Annotated in this window: 22 protein-coding genes and 3 tRNA genes; 12 read left to right on the forward strand and 13 right to left on the reverse strand. The window is 61.1% G+C overall.

The features are described from left to right. Window positions 1–193 precede the first annotated feature (193 nt). Complete coding sequence (locus AC1Q6J_RS05720; RefSeq protein WP_492278356.1) at window positions 194–1,423, forward strand: serine hydrolase domain-containing protein; 1,230 nt, start codon at window positions 194–196, stop codon at window positions 1,421–1,423. 149 nt (window positions 1,424–1,572) lie between these two features. Here AC1Q6J_RS05720 and AC1Q6J_RS05725 read toward each other — a convergent pair whose 3' ends face one another. The 5 genes from AC1Q6J_RS05725 to AC1Q6J_RS05745 form a co-directional block, all read right to left on the reverse strand. Continuing rightward, window positions 1,573–2,340 (reverse strand): SDR family NAD(P)-dependent oxidoreductase, encoded by a 768-nt coding sequence (locus AC1Q6J_RS05725; RefSeq protein ID WP_492278357.1) that lies wholly within the window; start codon window positions 2,338–2,340, stop codon window positions 1,573–1,575. Between the two features lie 27 nt (window positions 2,341–2,367). Then, window positions 2,368–3,105, reverse strand: coding sequence for a histidine phosphatase family protein (locus tag AC1Q6J_RS05730; RefSeq protein ID WP_492278358.1), 738 nt, complete (start codon window positions 3,103–3,105; stop codon window positions 2,368–2,370). 5 nt (window positions 3,106–3,110) lie between these two features. Further along, on the reverse strand, window positions 3,111–3,896 hold the full coding sequence (locus tag AC1Q6J_RS05735; protein WP_492278359.1) for an SDR family NAD(P)-dependent oxidoreductase: 786 nt from the start codon (window positions 3,894–3,896) through the stop codon (window positions 3,111–3,113). 72 nt (window positions 3,897–3,968) lie between these two features. After that, the gene (locus AC1Q6J_RS05740) at window positions 3,969–5,030 is read right to left on the reverse strand and encodes a phosphotransferase family protein (protein WP_492278360.1); all 1,062 of its coding nucleotides are present in this window, start codon (window positions 5,028–5,030) and stop codon (window positions 3,969–3,971) included. A gap of 26 nt (window positions 5,031–5,056) precedes the next feature. Further along, complete coding sequence (locus tag AC1Q6J_RS05745) at window positions 5,057–6,283, reverse strand: acyl-CoA dehydrogenase family protein (protein ID WP_492278361.1); 1,227 nt, start codon at window positions 6,281–6,283, stop codon at window positions 5,057–5,059. A 260-nt stretch (window positions 6,284–6,543) separates the two neighbouring features. Here AC1Q6J_RS05745 and AC1Q6J_RS05750 point away from each other — a divergent pair, with 260 nt between their 5' ends. Then, on the forward strand, window positions 6,544–7,218 hold the full coding sequence (locus AC1Q6J_RS05750) for a TetR/AcrR family transcriptional regulator (RefSeq protein WP_492278362.1): 675 nt from the start codon (window positions 6,544–6,546) through the stop codon (window positions 7,216–7,218). Between the two features lie 109 nt (window positions 7,219–7,327). Here AC1Q6J_RS05750 and AC1Q6J_RS05755 read toward each other — a convergent pair whose 3' ends face one another. Then, entirely contained in the window at window positions 7,328–7,636 is a 309-nt protein-coding gene (locus AC1Q6J_RS05755) for a hypothetical protein (protein WP_492278363.1), read from the reverse strand. Between the two features lie 356 nt (window positions 7,637–7,992). On the opposite strand from AC1Q6J_RS05755, the gene AC1Q6J_RS05760 reads away from it, so the two are divergent. Beyond that, window positions 7,993–9,804, forward strand: coding sequence for a carbamoyltransferase family protein (locus AC1Q6J_RS05760; RefSeq protein ID WP_492278364.1), 1,812 nt, complete (start codon window positions 7,993–7,995; stop codon window positions 9,802–9,804). A gap of 125 nt (window positions 9,805–9,929) precedes the next feature. Continuing rightward, the gene (locus AC1Q6J_RS05765; protein ID WP_492278365.1) at window positions 9,930–11,219 is read left to right on the forward strand and encodes an MFS transporter; all 1,290 of its coding nucleotides are present in this window, start codon (window positions 9,930–9,932) and stop codon (window positions 11,217–11,219) included. A gap of 117 nt (window positions 11,220–11,336) precedes the next feature. Here AC1Q6J_RS05765 and AC1Q6J_RS05770 read toward each other — a convergent pair whose 3' ends face one another. Further along, on the reverse strand, window positions 11,337–12,734 hold the full coding sequence (locus tag AC1Q6J_RS05770) for an autotransporter outer membrane beta-barrel domain-containing protein (RefSeq protein ID WP_492278366.1): 1,398 nt from the start codon (window positions 12,732–12,734) through the stop codon (window positions 11,337–11,339). A 297-nt stretch (window positions 12,735–13,031) separates the two neighbouring features. Here AC1Q6J_RS05770 and AC1Q6J_RS05775 point away from each other — a divergent pair, with 297 nt between their 5' ends. The 3 genes from AC1Q6J_RS05775 to AC1Q6J_RS05785 all read left to right on the forward strand — a co-directional run bounded on the left by AC1Q6J_RS05775 (window position 13,032) and on the right by AC1Q6J_RS05785 (window position 15,284). Further along, window positions 13,032–13,976 carry a LysR family transcriptional regulator gene (locus AC1Q6J_RS05775; protein WP_492278367.1) on the forward strand — a complete coding sequence of 315 codons (945 nt, stop codon included), beginning with the start codon at window positions 13,032–13,034 and terminating at the stop codon, window positions 13,974–13,976. Between the two features lie 127 nt (window positions 13,977–14,103). Next, on the forward strand, window positions 14,104–14,475 hold the full coding sequence (locus tag AC1Q6J_RS05780; protein ID WP_492278368.1) for a Crp/Fnr family transcriptional regulator: 372 nt from the start codon (window positions 14,104–14,106) through the stop codon (window positions 14,473–14,475). Continuing rightward, window positions 14,472–15,284, forward strand: a complete 813-nt coding sequence (locus tag AC1Q6J_RS05785) for an MBL fold metallo-hydrolase (RefSeq protein ID WP_492278369.1) — start codon at window positions 14,472–14,474, stop codon at window positions 15,282–15,284. Before AC1Q6J_RS05780 ends, AC1Q6J_RS05785 begins: the two co-directional genes overlap by 4 nt. Window positions 15,285–15,411: 127 nt before the next feature. Here AC1Q6J_RS05785 and AC1Q6J_RS05790 read toward each other — a convergent pair whose 3' ends face one another. Both AC1Q6J_RS05790 and AC1Q6J_RS05795 read right to left on the reverse strand, forming a co-directional pair. Next, window positions 15,412–16,311, reverse strand: coding sequence for a DUF5677 domain-containing protein (locus AC1Q6J_RS05790; protein ID WP_492278370.1), 900 nt, complete (start codon window positions 16,309–16,311; stop codon window positions 15,412–15,414). Window positions 16,312–16,497: 186 nt separating this feature from the next. Further along, window positions 16,498–16,571, reverse strand: a tRNA-Gly gene (locus tag AC1Q6J_RS05795). A 128-nt stretch (window positions 16,572–16,699) separates the two neighbouring features. Here AC1Q6J_RS05795 and AC1Q6J_RS05800 point away from each other — a divergent pair. Continuing rightward, entirely contained in the window at window positions 16,700–16,993 is a 294-nt protein-coding gene (locus AC1Q6J_RS05800) for a DUF3551 domain-containing protein (RefSeq protein WP_492278371.1), read from the forward strand. 211 nt (window positions 16,994–17,204) lie between these two features. On the opposite strand, the gene AC1Q6J_RS05805 is transcribed toward AC1Q6J_RS05800, so the two are convergent. Continuing rightward, window positions 17,205–17,290 (reverse strand) — tRNA-Tyr (locus AC1Q6J_RS05805). A gap of 217 nt (window positions 17,291–17,507) precedes the next feature. On the opposite strand from AC1Q6J_RS05805, the gene AC1Q6J_RS05810 reads away from it, so the two are divergent. Continuing rightward, window positions 17,508–18,389 carry a TrmH family RNA methyltransferase gene (locus AC1Q6J_RS05810; RefSeq protein ID WP_492278372.1) on the forward strand — a complete coding sequence of 294 codons (882 nt, stop codon included), beginning with the start codon at window positions 17,508–17,510 and terminating at the stop codon, window positions 18,387–18,389. A 60-nt stretch (window positions 18,390–18,449) separates the two neighbouring features. Here the strand turns inward: AC1Q6J_RS05810 and AC1Q6J_RS05815 are convergent, their stop codons facing one another. From AC1Q6J_RS05815 to AC1Q6J_RS05825, 3 genes are all read right to left on the reverse strand, one after another. Beyond that, entirely contained in the window at window positions 18,450–19,025 is a 576-nt protein-coding gene (locus AC1Q6J_RS05815; RefSeq protein ID WP_492278373.1) for a hypothetical protein, read from the reverse strand. 38 nt (window positions 19,026–19,063) lie between these two features. Beyond that, complete coding sequence (locus tag AC1Q6J_RS05820; protein WP_492278374.1) at window positions 19,064–19,552, reverse strand: hypothetical protein; 489 nt, start codon at window positions 19,550–19,552, stop codon at window positions 19,064–19,066. 190 nt (window positions 19,553–19,742) lie between these two features. Beyond that, window positions 19,743–19,817: transfer RNA gene (locus tag AC1Q6J_RS05825), tRNA-Thr, on the reverse strand. A 301-nt stretch (window positions 19,818–20,118) separates the two neighbouring features. On the opposite strand from AC1Q6J_RS05825, the gene AC1Q6J_RS05830 reads away from it, so the two are divergent. The 3 genes from AC1Q6J_RS05830 (at window position 20,119) to AC1Q6J_RS05840 (ending at window position 21,245) form a co-directional block, all read left to right on the forward strand. Beyond that, the gene (locus AC1Q6J_RS05830) at window positions 20,119–20,250 is read left to right on the forward strand and encodes a hypothetical protein (RefSeq protein WP_275451117.1); all 132 of its coding nucleotides are present in this window, start codon (window positions 20,119–20,121) and stop codon (window positions 20,248–20,250) included. Between the two features lie 151 nt (window positions 20,251–20,401). Then, window positions 20,402–20,611, forward strand: a complete 210-nt coding sequence (locus AC1Q6J_RS05835) for a hypothetical protein (RefSeq protein WP_492278375.1) — start codon at window positions 20,402–20,404, stop codon at window positions 20,609–20,611. An 85-nt stretch (window positions 20,612–20,696) separates the two neighbouring features. Continuing rightward, window positions 20,697–21,245 (forward strand): PRC-barrel domain-containing protein, encoded by a 549-nt coding sequence (locus AC1Q6J_RS05840; RefSeq protein WP_492278376.1) that lies wholly within the window; start codon window positions 20,697–20,699, stop codon window positions 21,243–21,245. Window positions 21,246–21,598: the final 353 nt, after the last annotated feature.

Below are 21,598 nucleotides of genomic sequence, written 5' to 3' on the forward strand. Positions count from 1 at the left end.
CAAAACGCCGTGCAAGCCCCAAAGTCCTCAACATACAGCCCCCGCTGTTTTGCCTTACTCAGCCCAAGCGAGAGATAGAGGAGTGAAAATGATATTGTCTACTTATAATTGTATTGCGCTGCGGTCTGTTCAAAGATGACGTTCTGGGCCAAGCTCGGTCCGCAATTTCAAAACAAGAAGAACCGGAGGCAACATGAACGTCCACGCCACGCCAAGCGCAGCCAAGGAAACTGTGAAGGCAACCCCCGCACTTCCCTCGGCCAAGCCGGAAGCGATCGGCCTTTCCGCCCTGCGCCTGGAGCGGATGCGCGATGCCTTCCAGCGCGAGATCGACAAGGGCACGACGCCCGGCGTGGTGTCGATGGTGGCGCGGCGCGGGCAGATCGGCTGGTTCGAAGCGCAGGGCAAGCAGGACCCCGCCGGCAGCACCGCCATGGCGACGAACAGCATCTTCCGTATCTTCTCGATGACCAAGCCGCTGGTGTCGCTCGGCATCATGATGCTGGTCGAGGACGGCCACATCCTGCTCAACGATCCGCTCGCCAAGTACATCCCGGAATTCGCCAGCCAGAAGGTCGGCATCGAGCGCAACGGCGCGATGGAATTCGCACTGCCGGTCCGCCCGATCACGATTCAGGACCTGCTGCGCCACACCTCCGGCATCTCTTACGAAATCACCGGCGCCGGCATGGTGCAGCGGATGTATGCCAAGGCGAAGACGTTCCGCCGTGACATCACCAACGAGGAACACGCCAAGCTGATCGCCGGCATGCCTTTGATGTGCCAGCCCGGCGCGGAGTGGAACTACAGCCGTTCGACCGACATTCTCGGCCGCGTTATCGAAGTCGTTTCCGGCAAGACGCTGGGCGTGTTCTTGCGGGAGCAGATTCTCACCCCTCTTCAGATGAACGAAACCGGGTTTCACACCTCGCAGGACAACAAGTCGCGCATTGCGCAGCCCTTCGCTGCCGACCCATGGACCGGCGACAAGGTTGCGCTGTTCGACCCGCTGGAAATCGCGAAGATGGAATCCGGCGGCGGCGGGCTGGTCTCGACCGCGATGGACTATGCGCGTTTCTGCCAGATGCTGCTGAACGGCGGCACGCTGGACGGCAATCGCTTGATCGGGCGCACCACGCTGGCGTTGATGGCGTCGAACCATCTCGCACCCGGCGTCAAGGTCGAGTCGCACCTGCTGCCGCCGGGCCACAGCTTCGGCCTCGGCTTTGCGGTGCGCACCGATGCAGGCATGGCTCCCTATGCCGGCTCGGTCGGACAGTTCTTCTGGAGCGGTGTCGCAGGCACGTTCTTCTGGATCGACCCGAAGGAAGACCTGTTCGCGATCTTCCTGAGCCAGGGCCCCGGCCAGCGCGAATATTTCCGCACGCTGGTGCGCAGCCTTGTCTACGCGACGGTGGAGTAAGCAGGCACTCGCAACACACGGCACGTCATCACCGGGCTTGTCCCGGTGATCCACGTCTTTTGTTATCAGCATCATCAAGACGTGGATGGCCGGAACAAGTCCGGCCATGACGATCTTGCTATCCGACGGGAAGCTGCCCTGTCGAAGGGTCAGCTGATCGTTGCGCCGCCGTCGATCACAACCGTCTGGCCGGTCATGAAGTTGCCTGCCGCCGATCCCATGAACACCGCAGCGCCTGCGATTTCATCCGGGATGCCGATGCGCAGCAGCGGCGAGCGCGCGGTGGATGCCTTCAGGTTATCCGGATCATCCCACAGCGCCTTGGCGAAATCGGTTTTGATCAGGCCCGGCGCGATACAATTCACGCGCACATTGTGCGGGCCGTACTCGCAGGCCAGGTTGCGCGCGAGCTGCATATCGGCGGCCTTCGAGATCGCGTAGGCACCGAGGATGGTCGAGCCCTTCAGGCCGCCGATCGACGAGACGATAATGATCGAGCCGTCCTTGCGCGAGATCATCTGCGGCACGACCATGCTGATAAGCCAGTTGTTGGCAACGATGTTGTTGCCGAGAATCTTGGTGAACTGGTCATCGGAAATGCCCGCGAGCGGCCCGTAATACGGATTCGACGCCGCGTTGCAGACCAGTACATCGATCTTGCCGTAGGCGCGGTTGGCCTCATCGACCAGGTTCTGGAGGTTCTCCTTGCTGGAGATATTCGCCGCGACGGCAATCGCCTTTCCCTTGCCGAACTTGTCGTTGATTTCCTTCGCCACCTGATCGCATTGATCCTGCTTGCGTGAGGAGATCACGACCTGCGCGCCATGCTCCACCATGCGCTCCGCGATGGCGCGGCCGATGCCCTTGGTGGAGCCGGTGATGACGGCGGTCTTTCCGGTCATGTCGAACAAGGTCATGCGTTTCTCTCCTGCGATATCTGTTTGTTATCCGAGCTTGTTGGTGACTTCCGGCCCCGCCGGCTGATGCATGGCATCATGCGCGTGGCTGGCGATCCATGGCTGCTGATTTATCATCGGCACACGCCAGCCGGTGTGCCCATCGCTCGCGAGATGATCGAGCCGTGTCACCGAGCAGTTATCGATGGTGAACGCAAAACCCGCACCCGCCTCCAGCCCCAGCGCATGCGCAATGGCCGCCTTGATCGGCCCGCCATGCGATACGCAGACGATGTCCTTGCCCGCGTGCGCCGCGTTGATGCGTTGAATACCGGCCACTGTGCGATCGAACAGATCGTTGAAACTCTCGCCGCCCGGTGCGCGCTCATGCGCGGGCGCGAACCAGTAGCTCGCGATCGAGGCCGGACGCGCGGCGAAGAACGCGGCGCGGTTCACGCCCTGCCACTCGCCGAGATCCTGTTCGGCGAACGCCTTGTCCTGATGCATCTGATCGGGCTTGGGCAATCCGGCCGCCCAGATCGCCGCGGCGGTCTGATGCGTGCGCTTCAGGTTGCTGGAAAACCAGACAGCATCCCTCGGCAGGAATTTCGCAACCCCCGCGAACACAACGCTGTCGCTGCAATCGCAATCGATGTCGAACTGGCCGTAGATGTTTCCGCCGTCGGTGCGAACCGGCGCATGCCGCACCCACCACCAGCGCGTCGATGTCATGCCTGTCGGGACAGCGTGCTGCGCAACGAACGGTTGGGCGGGAGCGTTCGACATGCGTGTCAGATCGGCTTGCCGGCGTAAGGCATCGAGGCGGTCAGGCCGCCATCGACCGGGAACGCCTGCCCGTTGACGTAAGACGCTTCATCGCTGGCGAGGAACAGTCCCATCGCCGCGAGTTCATGCGGCTGGCCCGGACGCTTGAGCGGATTGAGCTGGCCAATCTTGCCCTCGGTGCCGCGCTCTTTCGCGTTGTCAAAAATCGGTCTGGTCATGCCAGTCTCGATCAGTCCCGGGCATACCGCGTTGATGCGGACATTGGTGCCGGAGAGAGAGTACGCCGTGGTCTGCACCAGGCTAATGACACCCGCCTTGCTCGCCGCATAGGGATGCCCGCTGGCGTTGGCCTTGAGGCCTGCGACCGACGCCGTGCAGACGATGGCGCCATGGCCCTGTTTCACCATATGTGGAATGGAATGCTTCACCGCGAGGAACGGCCCGATCAGATTGACGCGCAGAACTTCCTGCCAGTGCTCCGGCGTCTGCTCGGCCAGCGGGATCAGGCCGCCGCCGATACCGGCATTGGCCCAGATCGCGTCCAGCTTGCCGTAGGCGGAGATCGCCTTGGCAATGAAAGCCTTCACCTCGTCTTCGACACCCGCATCGGCAATCACTGCTTCCGCGGTGCCGCCAGCCTTGCGCACCTGATCGACGGTTTCCCTGACGCCCTCGGTCTTGTCGACGGCGATCAGCTTCGCGCCTTCCCTGGTGAACATCAGCGATGCCGCGCGGCCGATGCCGCTGCCCGCGCCGGTGATGATGACGGACTTGCCCTCGAGGCGACCCATGACGTTCTCCAGATTTTTGATTGAGTTGAGCGGACGCGCGCTGCCGCGCGTCACACCGGAATTGTTTGCGAGTTAGCTCGCGCCGGCCTTCTGCGCATAGGCCCAGGCCGCCTGCGCCAGCGGGACGCGGCGAGAGGCGGATTCCTGCGCCTTCGCGTTGGCCGCGGTGCCATCCACGATGCGCTTGGCGATTCCCTGCACGATGCCGGCGAGCCGGAAGAGATTGTACGAGAAGTACCAGTTGAGATTCTCGATCGGCGGAACGCCCGCCGCCTTGCAGTAGATGGCTTCCGCTTCTTCCATGGTCGGAATGTTGAGCGCCTTGAAATCGGCGCCGTCGAGTCCAGGCATGGTCCACTGCATCAGCAGATAGGCGAAATCGGCCATCGGATCGCCGAGCGTCGACAACTCCCAGTCCAGCACGGCTTTCACCTGCGGCTTGTCCGCGTAGAAAATCATGTTGTCGAGGCGGTAGTCGCCATGCACGATGGACACGCGCTTCTGCTGTGGCACCGTTTTCGGCAGCCATTCGATCAGCTTGTCCATTTCCGGAATCGGATCGGTCTCGGACGCGCGATACTGCTTGGTCCAGCGGTCGACCTGACGCGCGAAATAATTTCCCGGCTTGCCGAAGTCACCCAGCCCGATCTTCTCCGGATCGTAGCTGTGCAGCTTCGCCAGCGTCTCGATCTTCGAGGTGAAGACCGCGTGACGTTCCTTGGGCTCAAGACTTGGCAGTGTGGGATTCCAGAACACGCGCCCCTCTTCCATCGACATGATGTAGAAGGCCGCGCCGATCACCGCGTCATCCATGCAGAGCGCGTAAGCGCGCGCCACCGGGAAACCCTGCGCATGCAGGGCCGCGATCACCTTGAATTCGCGATCCACGGCGTGAGCCGACGGCAGAAGCTTGCCGAACGGCTTACGCCGCATCACGTAAGCGGTCTTGGGTGTGTCGAGGCGGTATGTCGGATTCGACTGACCTCCCTTGAACTGCGAGACCGTGAGCGGTCCCGCATAGCCCTCGACATGTGTCGCCATCCACTTGGCGAGATTAGCCTCGTCAACACGATGGCGTTCTTCCACCGGCATGGTGCCGGAGAAGTCAGAGTCGTTTCTCACACCGAGACCCATACCGTCTCCCAATCTCTTTATTTCAGTTAGCGATTGGAATACTTCCGAAGCTCAAGCCGCGCAATGGCCCGGTTGTGAACCTCGTCGGGTCCGTCCGCCAGACGCAGCGTGCGGATGCCGGCGTAGGACTTCGCCAGACCAGCCTCGTCGGACACGCCCGCCCCACCGTAGGCCTGGATCGCATCGTCGATGATCTTGAGCGCGATGTTCGGTGCCGCGACCTTGATCATGGCGATCTCGAGCTGAGCGGTCTTGTTGCCGACCTTGTCCATCATGTCAGCCGCCTTGAGGCAGAGCAGACGGGTCATCTCGATGTTGGTGCGCGCTTCGCCGATACGCTGCTCCCACACCGACTGCTCGATGATCTTCTTGCCGAACGCGGTGCGCGAGGACAGGCGCTTGACCATCTTCTCAAGCGCTTCTTCGGCGGCGCCGATGGTGCGCATGCAGTGATGGATGCGGCCCGGACCGAGGCGGCCCTGCGCGATTTCAAAGCCGCGGCCTTCGCCGAGCAAAATGTTGCTGACAGGCACGCGCACGTTCTCGAGCAGAACCTGTGCATGGCCGTGCGGCGCATCATCGAAGCCGAACACCGGCAGCATCTTCTCGACGGTGATGCCGGGCGTGTCGAGCGGCACGAGAATCTGTGACTGCTGCTGATGGCGCGCGGCGCTCGGATCGGTCTTGCCCATCAGGATCGCGACCTTGCAGCGCGGATCGCCCACACCCGACGACCACCACTTGCGGCCGTTGATGACGTAGTGATCGCCATCGCGCTTGATGCTGGTTTCGATGTTGGTCGCGTCGGACGACGCCACCGCAGGCTCGGTCATCAGGAACGCGGAGCGGATTTCACCGTTCATCAGCGGTTTCAGCCACTGGCGCTTTTGCTCCTTGGTGCCGTACCGCATGAACACTTCCATGTTGCCGGTATCTGGCGCTGAGCAATTGAACACCTCGGAAGCCCAGTAGAAGTGTCCCATCTGCTCCGCGAGCAGCGCATATTCGAGATTGCTCAGGCCCGCGCCGCGGAATTCGTCGTCTTCATGCTCGTTCGGCGGCATGAACATGTTCCAGAGGCCTTCGGCTTTTGCCTTCTTCTTGAGGTCTTCGAGAACCGGAATCACCTTCCAGCGGTCGCCCTTGGCGTCCTGCTCCTTGTAGATCGGAGCCGCAGGGCGAACATGCTTGTCCATGAACGCGATAACGCGGTTACGCCATTCGGTCTGGCGCGCAGACATCGTGAAATCCATAGGACGGTCCTCTCTTGTTGTTGGTTGGCGACGGTCTTGCAACACTCGCGACCGGCTGTCCACCTGACAATCAACGTCAGCAGTATTGACGTTGTCTGATCATCGCGTGGATGCCTTGCCGCGCTGCAATCTTGCTGCTAGGTTGATTTCATACATTTGTTTGAATGACAAGTGACAATCAAACAAATGTTTGATATGATTTCGCAACGCGGAACAGCTTTTCCGCATTTGCATGGCATCTCTCACTTTGCATGGCTTCTATGTCGAGCGACCAAACGAAAACCGCCATTCTCACCGCCGCTGAAATGCTCTGGGCGGAGCGCAGCTTCGGCGAAGTCACGATGCGTGACATCGTGGCCGCCGCCGGCGTCAATCTGGCGGCGGTGAATTATCACTTCGGCTCCAAGGACGAATTGCTGGCCGACCTGTTCGTCAGCCGCACCACGGTGCTGAACCGCGAGCGGTTCGCCGAACTGAAAGCCGCGGAGCTCGAAGGCGGTGGCCGTCCGAGTGTCGAGGCCATTCTGCGCGCGCTGGTTGGCCCGCCGCTGCGATGGTGCCTTAACCCCGACCTGCAACGCTCCGCCGCGGCCCGATTCATGACCCGCGCCTCGGTCGAGACCGTGCCGCCGATCAAGAAGATCGTCGATCGCGAATTCCGGCACTTGCAGAGATTTGCGACGGCGCTGCGCCTCGCCCTGCCCCATCGCGACGAAGTCGATATCTATTGGGGCCTGCACTTCGCTCTGGCGATGATCCGGCAGACCGTGACGGACAGCGAGCGGTTGAAGAAACTGTCGGGCGGATTGTGCGATCTGAATGACACCGACGACATTATCCGGCGGATTGTGTCGACGGCGCATGACGCACTCGTGGGCGGAGCCTGTGTCCCCACGCCTCTCCCCGCCCGCGCCTCGGGATCGCGCAAATCCTGACCGCTACTGGCCGGCGACGGCCAAATCTATCCCTCAAACGAAACGAGGCGCGACGGCGACCGCCGCACCTCGTATTTTCATGCAACTCGCTCAGGCGAGCGCCCAGTTCTCAGTACGGACAGATCGTCCGGCCCCAGCGCGGGCTCCAGTAGCAGCCTGGTGCGACGAAGCCATAGCCATAACCACGGCCACGATAGTATCCGCGACCGCGGCCACGAGCCCAGCCGCCGCCACGACCGCGGCCCCAGCCACGCCCGCCACCGCGGCCGCCGCCACGACCACGGGCTTCCGCCGAGGTCGACGTCGAGGTCGCGACAACGAACGACGTTCCGATGAAGCTGATCGAATAGACCAGCACCAACGCCGCCGCCGCCAGAGCACGCTTCAAAAAGTTCGAACGTGTCTTGATCTGAGTCATAAAGAACACCTCCATTTCCGGAAACGCCGTGGAGCACTTCCGCGTATTAAACTCGCGAGCCTGCGTCCCGTTCAGGCACGTTCGGAAAATAGATAGTCAAAAACAAGACTACTCAGCGATTCATCCGGTGCCAGATTAGGGTCAACCCGCCTCGCCGGTCAATGCATCATCCTCGCATTGGCGTTAACTGACAAAGTAGCACAATGTCTTCATGCTAGTCTGGACACCTGCGCCGCTGTTGCTGAACCGTTGTTCATCATGCTGAACGAAATATCTTCGCAATTGCGAGACACGCCTGAACCATCCGAACCTTTTCCGTCACTAAGCGTTAAGCCCGCCGCTCCGAAAGTTGGTCCATGCCCAAAAAACATACTTACGTTCTCGGCCTCAACACCTACGACCACGACGTGAGCGCCTGCCTGCTGCGGGATGGCGAGATCGCCTACGCGATCGCGAAGGAGCGCATCACCCGCGAAAAGCACGCCAGCGGCTTCTACAAGGAGGTTATCGACTATTGCCTGGAGGCCGAAGGCATCACCCTCGACGACATCGATCTGGTGGTGCGCAACTGTTACATCCTGCCGGTCCCGGAAATGGAAGACCGGCTGCTGTATCAGGATCTGCCGGGCTTTCTTCCCGAATATGAACGCGCCGACGCCAAGAGCCATCCCTACTTCCTGTCGGGCTCCGACAAGGTGGTGTCGATCTCGCACCATCTCGCCCACGCCTACAGTGCGTTCGCCGTCTCGCCCTTCGAGGAAGGCGCGATCATGATCGTCGACGGCGTCGGCAGCTACCGCTCCGACGTAAACGAGTCCTTTCCTGCCACCGACACCGCGACGCCGTTGGCGCGCGAGTCGGAGAGCTACTACAAATTCTCGGGCTCGAAGCTCGAATGCCTCAAGAAGGTCTGGATGGAGCCCGATCGCGGCTTCCTCAGCGACGAATTCTACAACATGCCCGGCCTCGGCGCGCTCTACAGCCGCGCTTCGACCTACATCTTCGGCGACTGGAACAAGTGCGGCGAACTGATGGGCCTCGCCCCTTACGGGCGCCATGGCAATGTCAAATCGCTGATGCACATCAAGGACAACATCCTCACCGTTCCGCGCTGGACGTCCGAGCTGAACAAGCCCTACATCGCGGACAGCGACCAGAAATGGGAAACCAGCCCGCTGATGAAGCACTGGGAGGATCTCGCCTGGCGCGTTCAGGACGATACCGAGAAGGTGCTGCTCGCCCGCGCCGAATGGCTGCGCGAAACTACCGGCGCGAAAAATCTCAGCATCGCCGGCGGCGTCGCGCTGAACTGCGTCGCTAACGGCCGCGTCGCGCGCGAATCTGGCTTTGAGAATGTGTGGATTCAACCGGCCGCCGGTGACGACGGCATCGCGATCGGCTGCGCCTATTACGGCTGGCTGGAAATTCTCAAGCAGCCGCGTTCGTTCGTGATGGATCATTCCTATGTCGGCCGGCGCTATACCGACGAAGAGGTGGATGCTGCCACGGCCAAATCCCTCGTGCGCGTCCAGACCACGCAGACAAAGAGCGACAATATCGCCCGCGACACCGCCAAACTGCTCGCCGATCAGAAGGTGATCGGCTGGTTTCAGGACCGCTCCGAGTTCGGCCCTCGCGCACTCGGCAACCGCAGCCTGCTCGCCGATCCGCGCAAGCCGGAGATGAAGGACATCCTGAACAGCCGGGTGAAACACCGGCAGCCGTTCCGGCCGTTCGCACCGATCGTTCTCCATGAGCGCGCGAAGGAGATCTTCGAAGGCGAGGAAGACTCACCCTTCATGCTGATCGCCAAGAATGTCCGCCCTGAATGGCGCGGCAAAATTCCCGCCATCGTCCACGTCGATGGCACGGCGCGTGTGCAGACGGTGCGCGAGGAAACCAATCCGACGCTCTATCGGCTGCTGAAAGAGTTCGACGCCCTGACCGGCGTGCCCGTCCTCATCAACACGTCATTCAACGTCAAGGGAGAGCCGATCATCGAGACGCCGCGCGATGCGGTGATCTGCTTCCTGACCACCGGCATCGATCATCTGGTGATGCACAACACGCTGGTCTCCAAGAATGCAATGCACAAGATCGTGGGACCGCTGGTGAATACCTATACCGATATCGCAACCATGGTGATGGCGAACATGAAGCCGGCGTGACCGCGAAAACCGGCACGACGACCTCCGCGTGAGATCGCCGCAGGCTGCACCTGCGAACGAACCTTGCGCTCGTCGCCTCTTTCCCTAAAGCGTCACCTGAGTTCAGGGTTGAGGCAGGAATCACCATGGCGGCGCGGACATCCCAGGCGGGATGGAAAGTTGTTATCGGATCGGGGATTGGAATTTCCTTCGGTTCACTCGTCTTCATGGGAGCGGGCTTTGCCCTCCTCGCCAGCGCATGGGCGCGGCAATTCGGCTGGACCCAACCCGACCTTGCCAAAGCCGCCACGATTTTCCTGCTTATCCAGACAGCGATGTATCCGGTTTGCGGGTGGATGCTCGACCGGTGGGGCTCGCGCAAGGTTGCGACGGGAAGTATCGCGCTCTTCGCGATCTCGCTCATTCTGTTGAGTCAGATCGGGAATTCGCTGGCCCAAATGTATCTCTCCTTCGGGCTGGTCAGTCTGGTCAGTGCCGGCACCAACGTGGTGTCCTATGCGAGGGCCATTGCTCTCTGGTTCGACCGCAGGCGGGGATTAGCTCTGGGACTTGCCGCCAGTGCGCAGGCCGTCGGCTCGTTCCTTATTCCCATCCTGGCGCAGAAAATTATCGCGCAGTCCGGATGGTCGGCCACCCTGCTCTCACTGGCCGCCGTCGAACTGCTCGTCTGCCTGCCTCTTGTCACTCTCCTCGTGAAGGACAGCCCGGCGTCCGACGGGGTGCAATTGGGCGGCGCTCAATCAGCTGAAACTGCTCGCAAGCGCGAAGCCGCCGGCATGGACATTCGCGATATCATCCGCACCGCGACGTTCTGGAAACTTGCTGGCTGCTTCGCGATCATGGGCCTGTCGCTTTACGCGATCGCCGCCAACATCGCCTTCATTCTGACCGAGACCGCAGGCATGAACCTCGCCGACGTGGCGATGATACAGGCCGTGTCGGGTCTCTCCGTTCTGCTTGGGCGCGTCGGGTTCGGCTATCTGCTGGACAAACTGCAAGCCCCGGTCGTTGGCATCCTGGCGATCACGCTCGCTGCGGCCTGTTTCGGACTCTATGCAACAACGACGACACAGGCGCTGATCTTCGTTGCGGCAGCGCTTGGCGGCAGCGCGGTCGGCGGCGAAACGGACCTTATGCCCTATCTCGCCAGCCGCTATTTCGGCACACGCGCAGTCTCGAAGACCTTTGGCTGGTTTCTGTTCGCATTCTTTGTCGGCGCGGCGATCGGCCCGGTTGCATTCGCGCAACTCTCAGTCGCCTGCGGCGGGGCGGTGGTGCCGCTCTTCACGCTGGCCGCAGCGCAACTGATTCCCGCAGCATTGTTCCTGTCTCTCGGCCGCTATCCTGAGGCGGAAATAGAGGCAGATTTGATCTCCGAAAGGCCCACGCTTCCAGCAATGCGAAGCCAGAGGTAATTGAGATAGCCTTCGCTGCAAAACCATCAAAGGCGCGGATAGCTCCGCGCCTTTTTTGTTATCCGCGAAAAACAGAAAGCTGATGCGAGGCAACCCTCGAGCCTTGTCGCAGGCAAGTCAGAACGGCCAGTTGGCCCGCGCGTTGGCGGTCCACACGCCGAAATTCGCACCGATGCCGCCGTACTCGCCGCCGAGCGCAAGCGATCCGCCACCAGCCATGGCGATGTTGACGCCACCCGTGACCCGGCCGGACCAGCCATCGCTGATGCCGACGAACGGCACACCGACCGGCAGCGCGTTGTCAGTCGCAAAGCGCCAGTCGCCGTAAAAACCGACATAGGGCGAGAGCGTCGCCGTGGCCGACACCTGCCATGGCACGATCACGCGACCGCCGGTCGAGATGCGGCCCGTGGCAAAATCACGCGAGGCCTGCGACGCCTTGACGCTGTCGGTCCACGCGCCCTGGTGCTCCCACAGGGCGTAAATCTTGGCGGACGGCTCGAAGACGAAAGCCGCGACACGGTAATTCCCGGTCAGCCCGGTCGACGCGATCCACCGCGAGCCGGTGAAACTGCCGCTCGCCGTGCCGGCCACGCCGTCATAGGAAAGACCCGACCAACCCGCCATCGCGTCCCAGCGCAGCGTCGGCGCTATCCGCCAGGCGGTGTAGCCGCCAACGGTGCCGCCGCTGCCCTTGAGATTTCCGGAGAGCGAAGCGAAGTCGTAGTTGAAGTTCTCGTAGCCCGCGAACGCGCCGACCAGAACATCCGGACGAAGCTTGTATCCGAGGCCGACGGTGGCGTTGATCTGCGTGCCGCGAAGATCGCCCGCGGTTGCATTGTTGCGATCCCAGCCGGTGCCGCGAATATCAGCCCACAGACTCCATTGCCGTTCAGGCACCGGTACGCGCGGTGCCTTGGTGGCACCGCCAGCATAGGCCAGCGCAGCAAACGCATCATCGGCGCGGCGTGTCACATTCGAGCGCGTGCCCACACCTGCATCCGGATCAGCCGCGAAATTGAATGACATCCCGTTCGCTCCGAACGTCACCGGCCTGCCGCCATTGGCGAATGCATCGCCGATCGCGCCATCAACCGCACCGGTAATCGCAGCGCCAGAGGCCTGCGCCGCCATCGTCGAGCCCTGCACCTGCACGGCCCGCAGCTTCTGACTATCGGTCGGTGTTGTCGAAGCGTGGCCGCCGATGGGTAAGCAGGCGGCGGTCACGCTGATGGTTTCCCCGATATTCTGAACCTGTAACCGCAAAACTTGCTTGAGGGATGTGTCCCCGCCATTGCCGGTCACCGTATAGGTGCGAACCACCGTACCACTGGAGTAAATGCCGTAGTCATCGAGCAGCGTTCCGGGAACCGAAACCGATGTGATCCACCACTGTCCACCTGCCGCGAGCGTGGCGTTGACCCCGGTGAGGGTGAACGTGATCTTGTCGCCGACCACAAAGCCTGTGACCGTTTTCTGCGAGAACGCCGGCCCATCGGTTTGCGTGACATTCAATGTTCCGGCATTGACGCTGTCGCAACCTGCAGAGGCGCGTGCTTCGCCGCTCCCGCAGAACAGGATGCCAACGCTGGCAACTCCAAAAACTAAGCGGCGCGCAAACGAAAACGGGCGAGCACCCGCACAACAAACTGGCAGCAACGTAAGCCCCCGATTCCTGGTCACGCAGAACGACTGATGAAGATTGGCGCACCCGCGACGCGAATCGCATCAACGCCCCCATCAAATGGATGGCAAAGCACCGTCTGATGTGTCAAATTCATGGAACTCAAATATCAATGAGAAATCCACATCGTGATAACGCTGAGGCATATCGAGATTGTCGCGGCGCTTGAGCGCCACCGCCACTTCGGGCGCGCTGCCGAGGCGTTGGGCATCACCCAGTCTGCCCTGACGCGAGCACTTCAGGCGCTGGAGACCGAACTGGACGCCCGGCTGTTCGACCGCGGGACAGGCGTTCCCGAACCGACGATGTTTGGCAAAATTCTGCTGGAGTGGGGCCAGCCCGTTGCGCGCAGCATGGATAACCTCATCCGCGAGATCCGGCTGGCGAAGGGACTTGAGGTCGGCGAACTGGCTGTCGTTGCAGGAACCTTTCCGTCGGAGCTTTGGGTGCCTCAGGCGCTCGGACGGCTCGCCATGGAATTTCCGAATGTCCGCTGCCGCCTGCGCTCCAGCGAAAGCCGTCGCGCCGTGAAAGACGTGCTGAACGGCAATGCCGACATCGCGGTCGGCGACCTCGTCGAAGTGCGCGGGCTCGATGATCTCGCGTTCGACAAGCTGATCACCGTCAACGTGGCGTTGTTCTGTCGCCCCGGTCATCCGCTGCTGCGACGCGGCGTGATCGGAGAGATGGATCTCGCGGATTATCCGCTGGCCGGCCCTCGTCCCTCACACTACTCATCTGAAGTCATGGACAGCGTCGGCGACAATCGCGCGCTGACCGTGCCGAAGTCCGGCGGATTCGTCCCCCGAATTTGGGTCGAGAGCTTTGCGGCTATGCGGGGAGCCGTGATGGCAAGCGATGCCATCAGCTGGGCGCCGATCCCCCTGCTTGAGCCCTATTGGCGCCGGGGCGAACTCGCTCATCTTGTGATGAACCCGACACCGATCGACATCGTATTCGGCCTCATCACCCAACGTCATCGCACGCCGTCGCCCGCGATGACGGCCTTTTTCCAGATCGTCCGCGAGATTGCCGCGGACAGACCCGCGCCTCGGAATACGGCCAGCGCTTAAAATTGCCGCCAGTTCCTCGCTTGCTTGTGCTCTGCGGCAATTCTCGCGCGCCGTATCGTCGCGATTGCGTCGCCCGGATTCCCGCCTAGTATATAGGCAAACCGTCGCCGGAAGGCTGAGGTGCGCCATGACCATCGAGAAATGCATCAATGAGTATGCCGCCTCGGAGGTCATTTTCGAGGAGGGATCGACCGGCCGCGAGCTGTTCGTGGTGCTCGACGGCAAGGTCGACATCGTCAAGAATTCCGGCGCGGACAGGACGATCATCGTCACGCTCGGCAAGGGTGAGTTCTTCGGAGAAATGGCTGTCATCGACGGCTCCTCGCGCTCGGCGAGCGCGATCGCGGCCGTGCCCGGCACCCGCGTGATGCGGATCAATCACGCCCGATTCGTCTACCTCGTCAGCCAGCAGCCGGCCTTCGCGCTGATGATCATGGACGCGCTGAGCAAACGGTTGCGGGCCTCCAACGCCGTCAACTTCAGGACCGCGGCGCCATGAGCGACCGGAAACCCTCGCCCTTTCCGATTCTTCTCAACAATGACGTCTGCTCCCTGATCCAGGCCGCCGCGGACGTCTATCAGATCCGGTTCAAGAACCGCGCCGCCAACGCCTATCTGGTCCGCGGCAGCAAGCGGACCATCATGATCGACGTCGGCCTGTCGTCGAACTATCCGCATCTGCTGGAATGCCTTCAGCATCTCGGCGTCAAGCCTGCGGACATCGACATGGTGGTGCTGAGCCACGAGCATCTCGACCATATCGGCGCCGCATATCATTTCACCGGGAAGACGATCATCGCCGCGCACCGCCTGGCCGCGAACAAGATCATGCTGCGCGACGACTTCTCGATGCTGCGCAAGATGTTCAACGAGCCGAGCGTGCCGATCGACATCGACATCTGGCTCGAGGAAGGCAACCTGATCGACCTCGGCAACTTCCGGCTGACCGTGATGTACACGCCCGGCCACACCTCCGCGTGCATCAGCCTGTTCGATCAGGACAAGGGGCTGCTGTTCGCCGCCGACACCCTGATGCCCGGCGGCGTGATGGGCGGCGTGTTCGGATCGGGCAGCATCAGCGATTACATCCAGTCGCTGGAGCGGCTGAAGGGCCTGGACTCAAAGATACTGTTGTCCGGGCATGGCCGCCTGTCGGACACACCGCAGGATGACGTGCGGATCGCGATTCAGCGCTCCCACGCGCTCCTCTCCGACACCGCGCAACTGTTCGATGCGCTGGATGCGCGCTCGAATTTCGACCCGATCATGCAGTCGGTGCGTGACCTCAACAAGCTCGACGATTCGTGAGGCGATCTCTCGGGGCGCGCTGAATATCAATTTTCAGGGAAGTTTGGAGCGGGTGAAGGGAATCGAACCCTCGTCCGGCGATCGGACGTCCAAGTTTTGATCGCGATGTCACGCGCTCGTCCCGTTGTTAAATTGCAGGCCAAATCTTCTTAGACAGGTATGCTTCGTGAGCAACGTTTACGGAGTGCAACCGATCTTCGAGATCGTCTAGTTGTGCCTCCAGCGCCTGGAGTGCTTCCTCACCTGCAAGGAAAGCGACTGACGAACGAACCGCACCGATTGATAGTTGACCTAGCGCCAATATGATTTGTGGCCTTGGATTGCCCCAACGGAGCTTGGGAGCGAAGTGTTCTCCGTCTTCTGATTCAAGTTGAAACTGATAAAGGTCTTGCCAGGCTCCATGAACATTATGGGACATCCCGCCGAAAGCCGCATCATATGCACTTTCGAGCCCGACCGCCTTTGCTTTGTCTCTCAGATGTTTTCCTCCCCATGGAGCACGATCTTTCAGATCAACATCTTCGAGTCTTATGCCGGCAAAGTGAGCAGACCTGTTAATGGACTTGAGCATACGCTGCTCAATATGAAGCGCTTCCCCACCTCTCTCTGAGACGTTCTGGTTGATCTTATCGACCAAGCGCCTCTCATGCCGGAACGAATGTCGGACAAAGCTGTCGACGAGACCAGGGCTAAAATTTTCAGCGAGGTATCGAACATTGACTATAGTTTCGAAAGCCAAGCGAGCAAAGATCGTCGTCGTCTCGTACCTGCGCTGCATCGTCTGATCCAGAAATGCGCCCAGTATTTTCCAGAGCCTGACCATATTGCCTCCAACCGCGGCCAAGTCTCTAGTCCACGTTGGCTTTGGACCCATCACACACGCAGCGATGGTTACGTAGTGCGCGACTTCCTTCAGGAGATCGAATGCAAGCGCGGTGAACTCTGCTTCGCGAGTAAAGGCCGTTACAGCATTAAGGTCGACTGAGACGCGATCTACCGTTGGGAAAATCCCGCCATCCGATGACATCTTGCAATCCTCACTCAGTATGCTTCGCGCGAAGCTATTGCTCTATTGTGATTACATCGACTTAGAAAAATATGTTGCGCTCGATGTGCGCCCAACACGTCTCTTGACGCCGTCAACGTCCGCTTAACTGCAAACGTGGCCCGTTTACAAACCGTTGATGTGTCGAGGTTTTTAGGGGCGCGAGATTGGAGCGGGTGAAGGGAATCGAACCCTCGTATTCAGCTTGGAAGGCTGCTGCTCTACCATTGAGCTACACCCGCGGCGCGGCGAGACCTAGCATGGCCGTCCCGCCGCCTCAACCACGATTGATTTGCAGTGCGTAACCAGCGGAACCATATTCCCGGGTGCGGGTTCTCGCTTTAAGCCTATTCCAACCGGGAGATATTTCATGCGCAAGGCACTTTTAGCCGCTCTGGCCCTGGCAGGCGTTGCCGTGTTCGGCACAGGTTCTGCCGAAGCACGGGACTACCGTTACTGCCTGGTCGAAGGCTTCGCTGCCGGCCCAGGCACTTGTTATTACAATACATACGCCCAGTGCATGGCCAGCGCATCCGGCCGCAGGGCATATTGTCAGGTCAACCCGGTCTTCGCCTTTGCCGAACAAGGCCGATATGCCGAACCGGGCGTGCGCGTGGTGAAGCCACGCAAGGTTCGCCGTCATCACCGGCATTATTACGACTGAGACCGAATTACGACTGAGACGGAGGCGAATGACGGGTCAGTCCCGATTCGCCGAATCCCGGCAGGCGGCCAGACGCGACACGAAGACGAGCATCGGACTGATGCCGCCGATTGAAATCCCATCGTGAATATCCTGCCGAAAGCGCTGCTGGGCGCACAGGCGCGTACAAATAAAAAAATCGCCCGGAAACAAATTCCGGGCGATTTCAAATTGGTGGGGGAAGAAGGACTCGAACCTTCGAAGCCATACGGCGGCTGATTTACAGTCAGCTCCCTTTGCCACTCGGGACACTCCCCCGCTCGACGTCACCCGACACCCTCGCCCACCCGAACGGGGTGGTTGAACGGCCATGGATGACGGTAAAAAGCGTGCCCGTAGACGGGCGCCCGGTCGGCGCGTTTATGGGCGAAGCGCCGGGGTAAAGTCAACCAACGCCGGGATAAATGTCACATTTCCCTTCGCGCCGTCCAAAGCCGGAAATTGCCATTATTTCAGCTCCGTGGGACAAGGCCGCATGAGCGATCGAGACCGCAAATCACGTTTCAAAGGCCCCAAACCGGGCGGACGCGGCGGTGACCGCGACCGGGAGCGCCACGGGGAGCGTTCCGGGAAGCATCAGGGAAAGCCTCAAGGACGCCCTCACTGGCGCGACCGCGAGGCCAAAAGCCACGCCAAGGGCGAAGGCCCGGTCATCCTCTATGGCTGGCACTCCGTCACCATGGCGCTGGCCAATCCCCAGAGACGCATCCGCAAGCTGTTCGTCACCGAAAACGTGGCCCGCCGGCTTGCCGACGAGAAGATCGACACCCGCGTTCCGCCGGAACTGGTGCATCCGGGCGACATCGACCGCCGGCTCGGGCCGGATGCCGTGCATCAGGGCCTGCTCGCCGAGGCCGATCCCCTGCCCGGCCTGCATCTCGACGAACTGCCGCAGGATGGCATCGTGCTGGTACTCGACCAGATTACCGATCCGCACAATGTCGGCGCGATCCTGCGCTCGGCCGCGGCCTTCGGCGTCAAGGCGATCATCACCACCGGACGGCACAGCCCGGAAGCGACCGGCGTGCTGGCGAAATCCGCGTCCGGCGCCCTCGAGCTTGTGCCGATCATCGAAGTCCCGAACCTGCATCGCGCGCTTGGCGAGATGAACGACGCAGGCTTCCTGACGGTGGGTCTCGACAGCGAAGGCCAGGGCGATCTCAGCACCGTGCCGCTGCACGCGCCGCTGGCGCTGGTGCTGGGCGCGGAAGGCAAAGGCCTGCGTCAGCTCACGCGTGAAACCTGCGGCGTCGTCGCGCGCATGGACATGCCCGGTGCGATCAAGAGCCTCAACGTCTCGAACGCCGCCGCGCTCGCGCTCTATATCGGCACGAGCCGTCTCGGCCTGATGGGCTGAATCACAAACGCCCGCCTGCGCGATGCAGGCGGGCGTTATGCGCTCAGACCGAACGATCGATCAATGCATATGGTGATGCGGCTTCATGCGATGCATGCGCGGGCCGTGAGCCATCGACTGGCCATGGTGGCGCTGCGTGTAATAGTACTTCGGCGCCATGCGATGCGGGCGCATGTGCATGCGGTGATAGCCGTGATGACGGTGATAGTGGCGGCGGGCGAAGCGATAGCTGGTGACCACCGGTCCCTGCACGCCGGGGGCGCCGTCATAGTAATGGCTGGTGGCGTTGCCATACGGGCCGCCGTCATAACCGTAGCGATAAGGCCGGCCGTAGTAGCGCGAACCGACCACCGCGCGTTCCTGATAGGTCGGCACCGGAGCGAAATTGCCGGGGCCGGTATAGGTCGGGCCCTGATTCACCCAGTAATACTGCGGGCTCGCATAAGTCTGATAAGCGTCCGGATCGGTCAGACGCTCGCGCACGCCGCACGCGCCGTAACCGCATCCGTAGCTGTAAGCGTAATAGCCGTAGCTGCCGCACGGATCGGTCACCGCACATGCCTGCGCCGGGGCCGCCGTCGCCATGGTCGCGGCGAAGGCCACTCCCGCAATCAATCCTGCAATCGTCTGACGCATTACTCTCTCCTGTTGAACGCTTTTGTTTTGGTTCTGGTCTATTTTTTCAGATCGGGCCGGAAACCATTCGGCCGGTAACTGGGCTTGAAGCCGTTCGGCCGATAACTATCCCGCGGCGCTTCAATGATCGCCGGCGGATATTCGGGAACGTCGTACTGCGGCTGCGGCGCGGGCGGCGCGGATTGCGCGGACCAGGAGCGGTGATAGCTCTCCGCGGGCTGCGGCAGCGCGCGATTGGCAGGCGGCTGAATTTCGAGACGGCCATAGCCCGGCGTGCGTCCGGCGCTCGGATAATAGTGCCCGACCTCCGGCCCGATGTAGCGGTCCCAGCCGCCGTAAACGCGATCCGCATTCTTGAAATGTTTTGCGAGGCCCCACTCGCCTTCGACGACGGCGTAGGATGCGTCGCGGCCGTTGATCATCACGGGAACACCCGCGCGGCCGGGGATCACGATCAGCGGACCGGTATCGGCCAAAGCCGTTGCCGCCGTTCCAATCAGTATCGCCAGAGCCGTTATCGCGCGCATGGGATTATGCCTTCGGTTGAAGGCGCACCCTATTCCAGCAGGCCGTTAGAGGAGTTAAAGGCCCTGCCCAATCGTTAGGTAAGCCTAACGCGTAAGCATTCTCACTCCTTCAATTGCGAGCGATTTCAATAAGATTTTGGAAAGCGGAAGGTTAACGGCCGGCCGGAGAAGCGCACTGCCAGGAGGCACGTGGTGCCGGTTGAGAGGATTGAACTCCCGACCTTCGGTTTACAAAACCGCTGCTCTACCGCTGAGCTAAACCGGCAACGGGGGAACAGCTATCAGCGCCGCCGTCCGGGGACAAGACCACCCATCGGCACCGCCAGGGCACCGGACCAGCGAAATAGCCGCCGCCGCAAGCCTTCGCATCTTCGCTCCGTTCATCCCGGACGAGCTTTCAGCGACGGCGCGCGCAGGAGGTTCCGGGAACCCCGCCATCAACCTCGTCTGATATTTCCATGATCTGGTCCGCCGGCGATTTCGCCGCGGGCATCAATCGGTTTGCGCTGTCGTCCGGTTTGCGTCACCAATGATGCGGCAGGGAATGTGTGCCCGGAGGATTTCGCATGGACGGCAATGGTGGATTTCGTGCGCACCACAAATACCTGATCGCCGCGATCGGTGTGATTGCCGCTCTCGCTTTCCTCTACAATCTCGGGATTTTCGACGTCTGGTCAGTGGATCAGGCCGCGAAATAACATCGCGCGAGAGCCGGATATTCCTCTGTCCTGCGTCAAAATGCCTGTGAATTGCGTGGACAAGTCGGCATGCCTTGGAACGGTCACGGTCCTGTCACCGTTGCCCGCACAGGTAGACGGCGATTCAGGCGATCAACGAACGAGGACGATCATGCCTTTTGCAAAGCCACATGACGACCGTTATGAAAATGCCCTCGACGACGTCATCGCACAATGCGGCGGTGACACGCGCGGTGCCTTGATGGCGCTGCTCGCGGCGAACGAATTTCTTGAAGCACAGCTCAACAATCTCCATGCCGCGATCGAAACCGGCGAGGTTCCGCTGCGGTCGCAAACGATACCGCGTAACCAGCTAAATTGACGCGGGGGAACAGTGATAGTTCCCGGAACATAAGCAAACGGTTTGGGTTCTTCCGTTTCAATCGACGTATTGAAAGGAGAATCCGATGATTAAGAAATATGTGGCGGCAGCTCTGCTCGGAACCGCGTTGGCTGGTGGAGCGGCGTTCGCACAGACCACAACGCCGGCGTCGCCTTCCCCTGCACCGGCCGCGTCGGCATCCAGCGAACAGATGAACCTGAAGGGCAACTGGCGGGCTTCCAAGCTTGTCGGCCTCGCGGTTTATAACGACTCCAACGAAAAGCTCGGCGACATCAGCGAAATCCTGCTCGACAAGAGCGGCAAGATCAACGCCGTGATCATCGGCGTCGGCGGCTTTCTCGGCGTCGGCCAGCACGACATCGCAGTGACGTTCGACAAGTTGAAATGGGTTGATGAGCCGATCCGCTCGGCCTCCGCCGACAAGATGCCGGGGCCGTCCGGCACGTCGTCAACTTCAACGGCGCGGCCTTCGACAACGACAGGCGCCGCGGGCGGCGGCATGGCTGCGACCGCAACCAGGAATGAATGGTACCCGGACCATGCAGTCATGAGCGGGACCAAGGATCAGCTCAAGGCCATGCCCGCGTTCAAGTACTCGGACAACGCGAAGTAATGGCGAAGCCAGGGCCAGGATAGCCTGCACATCACATCAGCGCGGCCGAATCGGCTCAGCCGGTCCGGCCGTTCGTGTGCCTGTCTAAAGATAGGCGCTGAGGCACCATGCGTTGAGCGCAGCCGCGACCGCCAAGGTGACGGCGAGCAGCGTATCGACGGCAATGGGCCCCTCGGGAGCCAGTCTGAGAATCATCCTCGTCATTTGGAGATTTGAACGCGGTGTCGGCGCGGAGTCTCGCCCATTGTTTTTCACGGACCCCCTTGTCAGTTTTCCCTTTCGGAGTCCGATTCTCCCGGTCTCCGCCGGATGGTTGTGCGGCGCAGTGTTGTCATGCGCCGATTTAAACGCAC

The sequence above is a fragment of the Afipia sp. MLSD5-FHT05B12 genome (genome assembly GCF_058793355.1).

Bases quoted from the DNA above. Each gene is read 5' to 3' on its own strand.
- AC1Q6J_RS05720 (WP_492278356.1), top strand. From the start codon at position 194: ATGAACGTCCACGCCACGCCAAGCGCAGCCAAGGAAACTGTGAAGGCA.
- AC1Q6J_RS05725 (WP_492278357.1), bottom strand. From the start codon at position 2,340: ATGACCTTGTTCGACATGACCGGAAAGACCGCCGTCATCACCGGCTCC.
- AC1Q6J_RS05730 (WP_492278358.1), bottom strand. From the start codon at position 3,105: ATGTCGAACGCTCCCGCCCAACCGTTCGTTGCGCAGCACGCTGTCCCG.
- AC1Q6J_RS05735 (WP_492278359.1), bottom strand. From the start codon at position 3,896: ATGGGTCGCCTCGAGGGCAAGTCCGTCATCATCACCGGCGCGGGCAGC.
- AC1Q6J_RS05740 (WP_492278360.1), bottom strand. From the start codon at position 5,030: ATGGGTCTCGGTGTGAGAAACGACTCTGACTTCTCCGGCACCATGCCG.
- AC1Q6J_RS05745 (WP_492278361.1), bottom strand. From the start codon at position 6,283: ATGGATTTCACGATGTCTGCGCGCCAGACCGAATGGCGTAACCGCGTT.
- AC1Q6J_RS05750 (WP_492278362.1), top strand. From the start codon at position 6,544: ATGTCGAGCGACCAAACGAAAACCGCCATTCTCACCGCCGCTGAAATG.
- AC1Q6J_RS05755 (WP_492278363.1), bottom strand. From the start codon at position 7,636: ATGACTCAGATCAAGACACGTTCGAACTTTTTGAAGCGTGCTCTGGCG.
- AC1Q6J_RS05760 (WP_492278364.1), top strand. From the start codon at position 7,993: ATGCCCAAAAAACATACTTACGTTCTCGGCCTCAACACCTACGACCAC.
- AC1Q6J_RS05765 (WP_492278365.1), top strand. From the start codon at position 9,930: ATGGCGGCGCGGACATCCCAGGCGGGATGGAAAGTTGTTATCGGATCG.
- AC1Q6J_RS05780 (WP_492278368.1), top strand. From the start codon at position 14,104: ATGACCATCGAGAAATGCATCAATGAGTATGCCGCCTCGGAGGTCATT.
- AC1Q6J_RS05785 (WP_492278369.1), top strand. From the start codon at position 14,472: ATGAGCGACCGGAAACCCTCGCCCTTTCCGATTCTTCTCAACAATGAC.
- AC1Q6J_RS05790 (WP_492278370.1), bottom strand. From the start codon at position 16,311: ATGTCATCGGATGGCGGGATTTTCCCAACGGTAGATCGCGTCTCAGTC.
- AC1Q6J_RS05800 (WP_492278371.1), top strand. From the start codon at position 16,700: ATGCGCAAGGCACTTTTAGCCGCTCTGGCCCTGGCAGGCGTTGCCGTG.
- AC1Q6J_RS05810 (WP_492278372.1), top strand. From the start codon at position 17,508: ATGAGCGATCGAGACCGCAAATCACGTTTCAAAGGCCCCAAACCGGGC.
- AC1Q6J_RS05815 (WP_492278373.1), bottom strand. From the start codon at position 19,025: ATGCGTCAGACGATTGCAGGATTGATTGCGGGAGTGGCCTTCGCCGCG.
- AC1Q6J_RS05820 (WP_492278374.1), bottom strand. From the start codon at position 19,552: ATGCGCGCGATAACGGCTCTGGCGATACTGATTGGAACGGCGGCAACG.
- AC1Q6J_RS05830 (WP_275451117.1), top strand. From the start codon at position 20,119: ATGGACGGCAATGGTGGATTTCGTGCGCACCACAAATACCTGATCGCC.
- AC1Q6J_RS05835 (WP_492278375.1), top strand. From the start codon at position 20,402: ATGCCTTTTGCAAAGCCACATGACGACCGTTATGAAAATGCCCTCGAC.
- AC1Q6J_RS05840 (WP_492278376.1), top strand. From the start codon at position 20,697: ATGATTAAGAAATATGTGGCGGCAGCTCTGCTCGGAACCGCGTTGGCT.